This is a genomic window from Aquabacterium sp. (assembly GCF_004297345.1).
Taxonomy (GTDB): Bacteria; Pseudomonadota; Gammaproteobacteria; order Burkholderiales; family Burkholderiaceae_C; genus Aquabacterium.
Window position 1 is genome coordinate 1 of record NZ_SCTN01000513.1, and the last position, 9,866, is coordinate 9,866.

Below are 9,866 nucleotides of genomic sequence, written 5' to 3' on the forward strand. Positions count from 1 at the left end.
GGATCGGTCCTGGCCTGTGTGGGCAGGCTCAGGCGTTTGGCGGCCTTTTCCTGATTGAGCAGGCTCACCGCGCGCGTCTGCACCAGGCCCTGGGCCTCGGGGCTGTAGTCACGTTGTTCGTCGCCGTTGTTGCCCTCGTTGTAGTCGCCTTCTTCGTAACTCTGGCCATAGCGCCTGGCCTTGCGTTCGCCCTTTGTCTTGGTTTTGACGGGCGGCGGTGGCAGCTTGATGCCCAGCTCCGACTCCACCTCCTCGCGGCGTCGGGTGGTCTCGTCATACCGTTTGACCATGGCCAGCCAGTTGATGATGGCGGCATCGTCGGTCACGCTCAGGTCGCGCACGGCGCTGGGCTTCTTGCCTTTGCCGGATGTGACTTTGCTGTGCTCGGCCTTGGCTGCATCCACACCAGGCTGCAGGCCCTTCACGGCCAGGTCGCCCTCCACATGGCGCACGGTCACGGGCAGGGTGGGTTCGGCGTTGAGCTCCAGGATGCCGAAGGTGGCACGCGGGAACTTGGCCAGCGGTGGCGAATCGGCCGTCTTCGTCTTGATCGGGAAAGCGCTGGCATTGCTCAGCTTGCGGCCCGAGTCGTCTTTCAGCTCAGACGGGATCTCGATGCTGACGGCGGCGGTGGGCTGGAAGTCCGGCTTGAACTCGACCGCACTCACGGCGCTTTCGGACGGGTCGATCTTGACCTCGCCCTTGTTGCGCGAGAAGAAGTAGAACCACTTGCGGATGCCGCCGCTTTCCAGGCCCACCAGGCGCTCGTCGGTTTCACCCCGGTTCTGCTCCATCAGGGGCTTGTGCTCGCCATCTGTGGACTTGAGCACGATGCGCTCGGCCAGCTTGCGCGGCACGGGCGATGAAAACTCGATGCGCATCGGGCGGATGGGCAAGCAGTCCGAGCGTGAGTTGACGCGCTCGCAGGTGAAGCTGGCCGTGAACGGCGGGCGCACCTTGTAGTCGAGCTTGCGGTCTGCCGAGTTGGGCACACCTGATGGCGTGGCGATACCGCGCGCCCACACCAGGTTCACGTTGGCATCCGGCGGCAAGGGGCGAGCGCAGCGCAGCACCACGGCGCGCTCCTGCTGGGGCACCAGGCCCACGGCCTTGAGGATGTCGTTGCGCACCTGGCCCGTGATCACCGCCACGGTCAACTTTTCAGACACGCCGCTGACTTCGCAGTAGGCGTGCTTTTCAATGCTGGCCTGGGTGGCGCTGCCATTGAGCAGCAGGGCAAAGGCCTGCTCCTCTTCGATCTTGTTGTACTCGCCGGGCGAGGGGTAGGCGCGCACCACTGCCGGGCCGCCGGTGCTGAAGGCAAAGCGCGTATCGCCCGTGACGGCTTCGCCGCTCAAGGCTTTCACGCCCGGGCTCAGCTTGACGCCGCAGCGTGTGCCGGCGGGCACATCCTGGGTGAAGTCATAGACCCAGGTCTTGTCGTCCACCCATCGGCCGCTGCCGGTGACGGGCTTGTCGTTCTGACAGCTGACATCAAACGGTGAAGGCAGGCGCGGGTCGCCAAACTTCACCATCGAATCCGAGAAGGTGATGCGGGCTTGCCGCACCTTGGCCACCTCGCCTTGGGGCGACATGGTCTGCACGGTCACGGCCAGCGCATGCCCGATGACGGCCACCGAAGCCACGCCCAGCGCGAGCCCGGCCAGCACCGACAGACGGCCGGTTTGATGATGACGATCCTGCTTGTGTGATGACGAGCGCATGGCTCACTCCCCTTGTTTGGCGGCTGGATGGCGGGCATCCAGCGATCGCGAAACTATACGGCGGGGGCAAGCCCGGGCTGCTCGTTGATGCAACCCTCTTGAGGAGGATGGTGGTTGTTGTCAATAGCCGCGCAAGCGTGCTTCTTCCAGCCTGCGTTCGCGCCGCTGAGCCCATTCGTCCTTGGGCGTGGGCGTGGCTTCTGCTTCTGCGGCACTGCGATGCTTGTAGCGCCACAGGGCGGTGAGTGCACCGGCGGCCACCAGCATGGCTGCACTGACCACACTCGGACCGTTCAGGCCGAAAGCGGGCAACAACGCCGCACCTGCCACTGCGTACAGTGCGGGCAGTCGTTTGTAAATCGAATCGGGTATCCACATCGTCAGGCTTGTTGGAGCTGGCTTGGTTGACATGGTCGCTGACGCGTGCTGGCTTGTGGGGCAGGCTGCCCCCCCTGGGCGCAGGGGGCAGGTCCATAAAGTCGGGTCAGGCGTGAATTAGTACCGCATCGTTGGCTGGCCCCTCACGGGGTTTTTCGGCAAACCCTGCGTTGACCGAATTTCCGCGTCTGTACGGTCAGGCGATTGGCTCCTTGGGTCATCCTCTTGTTCGGGGGGCGTCTTGCCCCTTGGCCTGCCGGGCGCGCAAACTTGAAAGGTGCGCATCAAACGGACCCTCACAGAGACAGCCATGAACCACCAACGCAGAGCCATCGTGGCCTGGGGCGTGTTGCAACTCGCCCTCAGCGGGGCCGGTTGCTCCAGCACACCCCCCCTCACGCGGCAAACCTATACGGAGAAGGTCTCGGTCGTGATGATCACGCGGGACAAGCAGCAGTTCGTGATCCTGGGTGAGCGCTATCACTACATCTTTGCTGCGCCTGAGGAACTGGTGGCCTTGCTCAGTTCGTCGCTCAAGGCGCAGGCCAGTGCCGTTTTCGACCCCTTCTTCGTGAAGCTGGATGGGCAGACGCGCGGCAAGTACCACTTGCGTCTGCCGGCTTCGCTCAAACGGGCGGAAGCGGAAGATGCCAAGGCCATGGCTTTTGTGCAGCAGCCAGATGGCAGTTGGTTGCTGGAAGGCGAACTTCGCGGCAAACGGTTTATCCAGGGCAGCAATTTGTTTGCGGGTCGCGTCCATGCCAATCTGGCGAAGAACGAGACCTTGCCGCATACCCATATCGTGACTGTGGAGGCCGAGGAGTCTGTGGGTGAAAAGGCCGCGCAAGATGCGGCGACACCGCTGGCCGTCACGGCCGACGGCGTGTGGATGCTGTATTTCGTCGTGCTGGTGCCGGTGATATTGCCCCTGATGTTCCTGGCCCGAGAGAAGAAACCGGGCGAGTTGCCACCGTTGGCCTCATCCACACCGCCTTCCGCCCCCGCCCCCGCATCGGCTGCATCAGCCCCTTGATCCCTTTGCGCGTGCATCCCGATCCTGTGTCAACATGAGGCATGGGCCTCACACAAGACGTACTGCAGCGCATCGCCTCCGACACCCTCTCGCACTATGAGGCGAGCGCAGCGCAGTTCTGGCTGGGCACACGTGACCACGATGTCAGCCAGAACATCAGCGCCTTGTTGCATCACATCCAGGGCGCGGCGCCGTTCGACATTCTGGACTTGGGCTGCGGGCCCGGCCGCGACCTCAAAACCTTCACGGCGCTGGGCCACCACGCCACGGGCCTGGAAGGCACTCCCAGCTTTGCCGCCATGGCCCGCGAACACAGTGGCTGCGAGGTGCTGGCGCAAAGTTTTCTCGCGCTGGATCTGCCGGCAGACAGGTTTGATGGCATTTTTGCCAATGCGTCCCTCTTTCATGTGCCCAGCCAGGCGCTGCCACGGGTGCTCGCCCAACTGCATCGGGCGCTGAAGCCCGGGGGCGTGCTGTTCAGTTCCAACCCGCGGGGCGAAGGCCAGGAAGGCTGGCAGGGCGGGCGCTATGGCGTCTATCACGGGCTGGAGGGCTGGCGGGTTTTCATGTCTGGTGCCGGCTTTGTCGAGCTGACGCACTACTACCGGCCAGAGGGCTTGCCGCGCGATCAGCAACCCTGGTTGGCCAGTGTCTGGCGCAAGCCTGCGGCCTGAGCAAGGGAGATACCGCCATGTCGCTCGAACTGGTTCGCACGCTGCAAAAACAGTGGCACGCGCAACTGGTCGAGACGCACATCTCCTGGGTGCTGCTGGACGGGCAATTTGCCTGGAAGATCAAAAAGCCCGTGCACCTGTCCTTTCTGGACTTCAGCGCATTGCGCACACGCCAGCGCTTGTCCGAGGTCGAGCTGCAATTAAACCGCCGGCTGGCGCCCGACCTCTATCTCGCCGTGCAAGCCATTACCGGATCGCCTGCCGCACCCGTTCTGAACGGCCCTGGCCAACCGTTTGAGTATGTGCTTCAGATGAAGCAGTTTGCGCCTGGCGCCTTGCTCAGTGAGCGCCTGGCAGCCCATACCTTGATGGCCGAGCATCTGGACACCCTGGCCAGGCGCCTGGCCGCATTCCATGAGGTGGCGGCGGTGGCCGGGCCCGATACCGACTGGGGCAGTCCAGAACGTATCAGCCACCCTGTGGATGTGCTGCTGACAGGCCTGGCCGAGCATGGTTGCCAGGAGGCCTGCACCCGCCTGCGGCCATGGTTGCACAACGAGGCACGCCGCCTGCAATCGCTGTGGCACCAGCGCAAGGCGCAAGGCCGTGTCGTCGAGGGCCATGGCGATCTGCATCTGGCCAATGCCGTGATGCTGGGCGAAGACGTGACGGCCTTTGACTGCATCGAGTTTGATCCTGCGCTGCGCTGGATAGACGGGCTCAGCGACATGGCCTTTCTGGCCATGGACCTGATGGCACATGGCCGTGCAGACCTGGCCTGGCGTTTCATCAACACCTATCTGGATACCCGCGGTGATCACGCCGGGTTGCCCGTTCTGCGCTATTACTTGGTCTACCGGGCGCTGGTGAGGGCTTTGGTGACGCGTTTGCGGGGCGATCAACGACGTGAATCAGATCAGGGGCCTGATTACCTTGCGCTGGCTTTGCAACTGATCGAACCTGTGCCGCCCGGACAGCCTGCGCTGTTGATCACGCACGGGCTCTCCGGTTCGGGCAAGAGTCATGTGTCTGCAGCGATGTTGATGAGTGCGGGCGCCGTGCGCCTGCGCGCTGATGTGATCCGCCGGCAACTGCTGGGGCCAGGGCATTACGACCAGGCTGCCACGCAGGCGACCTACGCTCGGCTGCACGAACTGGCCGCGCTGGCCCTGTCATGCGGCTACCTCGTCATCGTGGATGCGACCTTTCTGGATGCGACAGAGCGCACCCGTTTCCGGCAAATGGCGCGTGACAGAGGGGCGCCATTTGCCATCTTGCATTGCCATGCCCCTGTGTCCATCTTGCAGGAACGTGTCCAGCGCCGACAAGCACAGGGCGATGATCCCTCCGAGGCGGATCTGGTCGTGTTGGCCCGTCAGGTGGAGGGCGGAGATGCCTTGCTGGCTGAAGAAGCAAGCAATGTGCTGGATGTGGATGCCAGCCAGCCCTGGTCGGCCGTGGACCTGACGCGCCGCTGGCTGAGCATGCCGCCACCACAGCAGGCCCACTGATCATGCAGCGCTTCGATGTTTGCAATGGTGATGCCGATGGCTTGTGTGCCACGGTGCAATGGCGCTGGTTCGACCCTGCGCAGGCCACGCTGATCACAGGGCTCAAGCGTGAGATCGACCTGTTGGGCCGTGTTCAGGCCCGCGCGGGCGACGAGGTGAATGTGTTCGACCTGTCCATGCAGCGCAACCAGGCCGCCTTGCACGCACTGTTGGCGCAAGGCGTGCGCATTCGTTATGTAGATCATCACGCCACTGGCGAGATGCCTTTACATCGTCTGTTGCAAGCCCATGTGGACCTGGGGCGAGATGTATGCACCAGCTTGCTGGTGGATCGCCTGATACAGGGCGCAAGCCGTGGCTGGGCGCTGGTAGGCGCTTATGGCGACAACCTTGGGCAGGTGGCCGATGCACTGGCCAAGGCATCCGGCTTCGATGCGGCGGCTCGAGCGGCGCTCAGGCGCATGGGCGAGGCCATCAACTACAACGCCTACGGAGACTCTGAACTGGATGTGTTGCTGGCCCCGCAGCACCTCTACCGGCGCATGCAGGCCTACCGTGATCCGCTGGACATGCTGGCCGCCGAGTCGGTCATCGACGAGCTGGACACACAGCGCCGGGCCGATCTGGACCAGGCGGTATCGCTTCAGCCTCTATGGCAGGGCCCTGGCGCCCAAGTGCTGTGCCTGCCTGATGCGCCCTGGGCCCGGCGTGTGATCGGCGTGCTTGCCAATGAACTGGCCAACGCGCAGCCAGACACGGCCCATGCCGTATTGCGGCAGCAGGCTGACGGCAGCTACTCGGCCAGCGTGCGGGCACCCATGAACAAGCCGTCGGGCACCGAGGCCGTGTGCCAGGCCTTTGGCGGCAACGGTCGCGCCAGGGCTGGCGGCATCGACGCCCTGCCTTCTGATCTGTTGTCCCGTTTCATCGACACCTTTGCGGCAGCCCCTTGGGGCAAGTGAATTTCTCACGATAGGCCTGGCGTGCCGCCTGAATGAGTGGGGTATCCGGCCAAGGCAGATGCGCGCGGTTTGTGTTGTGTCAACGTCGCTCGCCCAACGGCCAGTAAGGTTGGCGAGCCCGTCTGAACAGACTCCGCTTTGCCCACATCATGACTCTCAGCCCCGCCGCCCTTGACCGCATCGAAGCCGTTCGCCGCATTGCCCGCGAGGTCGCCGGGCCTGCCGCCGTGTCCGTTGACAAAGAGGGCCGTTTTCCCCGCGAAGCCATCGATGCCCTGAAGGCCGAAAAACTGCTGTCTGCCTATGTGCCTGAAAGCCTCGGTGGCAAGGGTGCCTCCATTGTCGAGCTGGGCTTGATGTGCGAGGCCCTGGGGCAGCGCTGCGCTTCGGCGGCCATGGTCTTTGCCATGCACCAGGTGCAGGTGGCCTGCCTGGTTCGCCACGGTCATACGCCTTACTTCCAGGCCTATCTGAATGACCTGGTGCGTGACCAACGCCTGATTGCCTCGGTCACCTCCGAAGCGGGGGTGGGCGGTTCTGTGCGAACCAGCATCTGCAACATCGAACAAGACGGAGAAACTTGTCACGTCCGCAAGGATGGCACAGTGGTGTCGTATGGCGAAGACGGTGAAGATTTCCTGATGACGGTGCGCCGCACCAATACCTCGGCCGCCAGTGACCAGGCCCTCGTGCTGGTCAACAAGAGCCAGTGCAGCATGCAGATCACCAGCACCTGGGATGCCATGGGCATGCGGGGTACCTGCAGCCCGGGTTATGTGATCGAGGCCTCCTTCAAGCCTGATCAGATCGTGCCGGACCCTTTTGCCGACATCAACGCCCACACGATGGTGCCCTGGGCGCACATCCTGTGGTCATCCGGCTGGCTGGGTATCGCTACCGACGCCGTGACCCGTGCCCGAGCCTTCGTGCGTGACACAGCCAAGCGCATGGGGGGCGCCACGCCGCCCACCGCAGCACGCCTGAGCGAAGTGGCATCCAAGCTGACCTTGATGCGCACCCAGGTACGCGAGCGTGCCGCCTACTACGACATGCTCACCCGCCAGCCCGATGGCGGCAAGGACATGCTCTCGACCGTGGGTTTTGCCGTCGAGCTCAATCACCTCAAGCTCAACGCCTCCGAACTGGTGGCCGAGATCTGCACCAAGGCCCTGCGCATCACGGGTACCACTGGCTACCGCAACGATTCGCCCTACAGCGTGACCCGCCACCTGCGCGACGCCCATTCGGCTGCGCTGATGATCGGCAATGAACGCATCCACGCCGCCAATGGCGCCCTGCACCTGGTGTTCAAGGACGACGTGCTCTGAGCATGTTGATCAAGCCGTGTCGGATCTGACGCGGCTTTTGCGTATTCCCTTGTGAGGCCTGCCGTTTTGGCCAGGCGCCAGCAAGGAGTGCGTGATGCCGGTGTCCGATCCCGATCTGATCCCATGGGGATTTGTCTTGTTCTGCGCGGTGGTGCTGTGGATCAGCCACCTGAGGCTGACCTGGCCTCGTCGTTGACGCACGCTGCTGCTCGGCAGGCGATCAGACGGCGCGGCGCCAGGCCCGACCCAGCCAGAGTTGGGCTGCCAACGCGAGCAAGCCGTTGAGCAGCAGTGCATGGCGCACGCCGATCAGGTTGACGCTGGCACCCGTGGCCAGGCCACCCAGCGCCATGCCACCGCGCATGGCCAGCATGAACAAGCTCACCGTCTGCCCTCTGATGCGCGTGGGCGCGGTGGACTGCAACAGCGCGTTGGCCGAGGCATTGCTGCTGGTCATGGCAATGCCGGCCATCAGAAACAACAGGGGCAGGGCCCAGGCCCATCTGTTCAGTGCTGCCAGGATCACGATCAGACCGTAGGCCGCGGCCGACCAGGAGCTCAAGGGCCGTCTGTCGCGCTCGGGGTCCACGCCCAGCAGGAGCGTGGCACCCAGCAGCCCGCCCAGGCCAAAGGCGCCCAGGGTGAGGCTGAATCGCGCGGCGTCACCCTGGAACACATCCTTGATCAGCACCGGGCAGAAGGTCACGATCGGGCCGCACAGCACACTGGTCAGGAACACGGTGAGCAAGGCGCCACGCAGACGGGGCTGCGCCCACACCTCCTTGACGCTGCGGATCAACTGCAGCTGGTGGGTGGCCTGGTCCAGCTCGGGTTGGGGCACGTGCCGGGGCAGCACCCACAAGGCCACCAGGATGAAGGGCAGGTAGGAGGCGGCGCTCACGGCATAGGCGCCGGCCAACCCCACACTGGTCATCAGCAGGCCTGCGATGGCCGGGCCCAGGATGCGCGATAAGTTGAACTGTGTGGTGTTGAGCGCGATGCCGGACGGGATTTGCTCGCGTGCCACGATGGAAGGCACGATGGACTGAAACGAGGGCATGGACAGCGCATCCGTGATGCCCACGATCAACGACATGGTGATGACCATCCAGGGCTGCACATGCCCTGTCAACAGCAGGGCCAGCAACAAGATCGGACACAACATCTGCACAGACTGAAAGCCCGCGATGACACGACGACGGTCGGCTCGATCGGCCAGGGCACCACCGATCAAGGTCAGCAGCAGCACCGGTGCACCGGAGGCAAAGCTGTCAAGCCCCAGCAGGAAGGGTGAGGCGCCCAGGCTCAGCAGCAACCACGGTTGGGCGACCTGTTGGGCCCAGGTGCCGATGTTGGCCAGCAGGCTGGCGAACCAGAAGGTGCCGAAACGTCGGGTGAACAGCAGATTCAGGGCTCGACCGAAGTGGGTGTTTGGCATGAGACAAGAAGACAGATCGGGCGGTTTTCAGTTCCAATACGGGCATGGAACAAAGCGACCTCATCGACAAGCGCCTGACCGATCTGGAGATCAAGGCCAGCTTCACCGAAGACCTGGTGGAGGACCTGAACCAATTGATTGTGCGCCAACAGCAGCAGATCGACATGTTGATCCGCGAGGTGCTGCAACTGCGGCAGCAACCTGGAGACGCGGGTCAGGGCGGTTTTCACAGCTTGCGTGATGAGTTGCCGCCGCACTATTGAGCAGACCTTTGACCTGATCTTCAAGCTGATCGACCCGTTCGCTGACAAATGTCAACGCGGGCTCATTTCGATGATGGCGCGCTCGATGGGCGCGGCCGTCACGGCCGTCGGCTCCTGAAACGGGTTGCCCTGGATCAGCACGATGGCCGCCGTGGGCGCCGCGGCCAGCGCAAACAGCATGATGGCCACAAAAGCCGCACGCGGGTTGTCCACATGCACCACGGCCACGGATATGAGCGTCAACAGCCCCAGGAAGGCCATGCCCAGCCATTTGAGCGGGTTGACATGCGTCTGGCTCAGGCCGATGCGCTGGTTGCGTTCGTCACGCAGTTCGCTGGCCTTGTTGAGCATGAGCGATTGCACATTGCTGCCGGCCGCCTTGGCCATCTCGTCGCCGGACAACAAACTCATCAGGGCATCCGCCCGCTCGCGCACTTCGCGGCTTTGATGCCGCCTGGCCAGCAGGGGCCATTCATCGGCACTGGCCCTGGCGTAAGACCGCAGGGCATCGCGCGTCTGGGCCTGCAGCGTGTAGGGCAGCTTGCTGGCCAGGGT

The 9,866-nt window shown here is 63.8% G+C and carries 9 protein-coding genes and 1 pseudogene; 6 read left to right on the top strand and 4 right to left on the bottom strand.

Annotated elements, in window-relative coordinates:
- Positions 1–1,724: Ig-like domain-containing protein (locus EPO09_RS19890; RefSeq protein WP_290645924.1), on the bottom strand; the 1,724-nt coding region annotated here is incomplete at its 3' end.
- Positions 1,725–1,844: 120 nt separating this feature from the next.
- Positions 1,845–2,135, bottom strand: a complete 291-nt coding sequence (locus tag EPO09_RS19895) for a hypothetical protein (protein ID WP_290645926.1) — start codon at positions 2,133–2,135, stop codon at positions 1,845–1,847.
- 277 nt (positions 2,136–2,412) lie between these two features.
- Between EPO09_RS19895 and EPO09_RS19900 the strand changes: the two genes are divergently transcribed.
- From EPO09_RS19900 to EPO09_RS19920, 5 genes are all read left to right on the top strand, one after another.
- A complete protein-coding gene (locus tag EPO09_RS19900; RefSeq protein ID WP_290645928.1) occupies positions 2,413–3,135 on the top strand; it encodes a hypothetical protein in 723 nt (240 codons plus the stop codon).
- Between the two features lie 41 nt (positions 3,136–3,176).
- On the top strand, positions 3,177–3,809 hold the full coding sequence (locus tag EPO09_RS19905) for a bifunctional 2-polyprenyl-6-hydroxyphenol methylase/3-demethylubiquinol 3-O-methyltransferase UbiG (RefSeq protein WP_290645930.1): 633 nt from the start codon (positions 3,177–3,179) through the stop codon (positions 3,807–3,809).
- 17 nt (positions 3,810–3,826) lie between these two features.
- Positions 3,827–5,320 (top strand): bifunctional aminoglycoside phosphotransferase/ATP-binding protein, encoded by a 1,494-nt coding sequence (locus EPO09_RS19910; protein WP_290645932.1) that lies wholly within the window; start codon positions 3,827–3,829, stop codon positions 5,318–5,320.
- A 2-nt stretch (positions 5,321–5,322) separates the two neighbouring features.
- Complete coding sequence (locus tag EPO09_RS19915) at positions 5,323–6,282, top strand: hypothetical protein (protein ID WP_290645934.1); 960 nt, start codon at positions 5,323–5,325, stop codon at positions 6,280–6,282.
- Between the two features lie 149 nt (positions 6,283–6,431).
- Positions 6,432–7,610, top strand: a complete 1,179-nt coding sequence (locus EPO09_RS19920) for an acyl-CoA dehydrogenase family protein (protein ID WP_290645936.1) — start codon at positions 6,432–6,434, stop codon at positions 7,608–7,610.
- A 220-nt stretch (positions 7,611–7,830) separates the two neighbouring features.
- Here EPO09_RS19920 and EPO09_RS19925 read toward each other — a convergent pair whose 3' ends face one another.
- Complete coding sequence (locus tag EPO09_RS19925) at positions 7,831–9,048, bottom strand: MFS transporter (RefSeq protein ID WP_290645939.1); 1,218 nt, start codon at positions 9,046–9,048, stop codon at positions 7,831–7,833.
- A 44-nt stretch (positions 9,049–9,092) separates the two neighbouring features.
- Between EPO09_RS19925 and EPO09_RS19930 the strand changes: the two genes are divergently transcribed.
- Positions 9,093–9,311: a SlyX family protein gene (locus tag EPO09_RS19930; RefSeq protein ID WP_290645941.1), complete on the top strand. Its 219-nt coding sequence runs from the start codon at positions 9,093–9,095 to the stop codon at positions 9,309–9,311.
- Between the two features lie 51 nt (positions 9,312–9,362).
- Here EPO09_RS19930 and EPO09_RS19935 read toward each other — a convergent pair.
- A pseudogene (locus EPO09_RS19935) lies at positions 9,363–9,866 on the bottom strand (hypothetical protein); the annotation flags it as partial.

Coding starts and splice junctions, on each gene's coding strand:
- EPO09_RS19910 (WP_290645932.1), top strand. CDS start 3,827: ATGTCGCTCGAACTGGTTCGCACGCTGCAAAAACAGTGGCACGCGCAA.
- EPO09_RS19930 (WP_290645941.1), top strand. CDS start 9,093: ATGGAACAAAGCGACCTCATCGACAAGCGCCTGACCGATCTGGAGATC.
- EPO09_RS19900 (WP_290645928.1), top strand. CDS start 2,413: ATGAACCACCAACGCAGAGCCATCGTGGCCTGGGGCGTGTTGCAACTC.
- EPO09_RS19895 (WP_290645926.1), bottom strand. CDS start 2,135: ATGTCAACCAAGCCAGCTCCAACAAGCCTGACGATGTGGATACCCGAT.
- EPO09_RS19915 (WP_290645934.1), top strand. CDS start 5,323: ATGCAGCGCTTCGATGTTTGCAATGGTGATGCCGATGGCTTGTGTGCC.
- EPO09_RS19905 (WP_290645930.1), top strand. CDS start 3,177: ATGGGCCTCACACAAGACGTACTGCAGCGCATCGCCTCCGACACCCTC.
- EPO09_RS19925 (WP_290645939.1), bottom strand. CDS start 9,048: ATGCCAAACACCCACTTCGGTCGAGCCCTGAATCTGCTGTTCACCCGA.
- EPO09_RS19920 (WP_290645936.1), top strand. CDS start 6,432: ATGACTCTCAGCCCCGCCGCCCTTGACCGCATCGAAGCCGTTCGCCGC.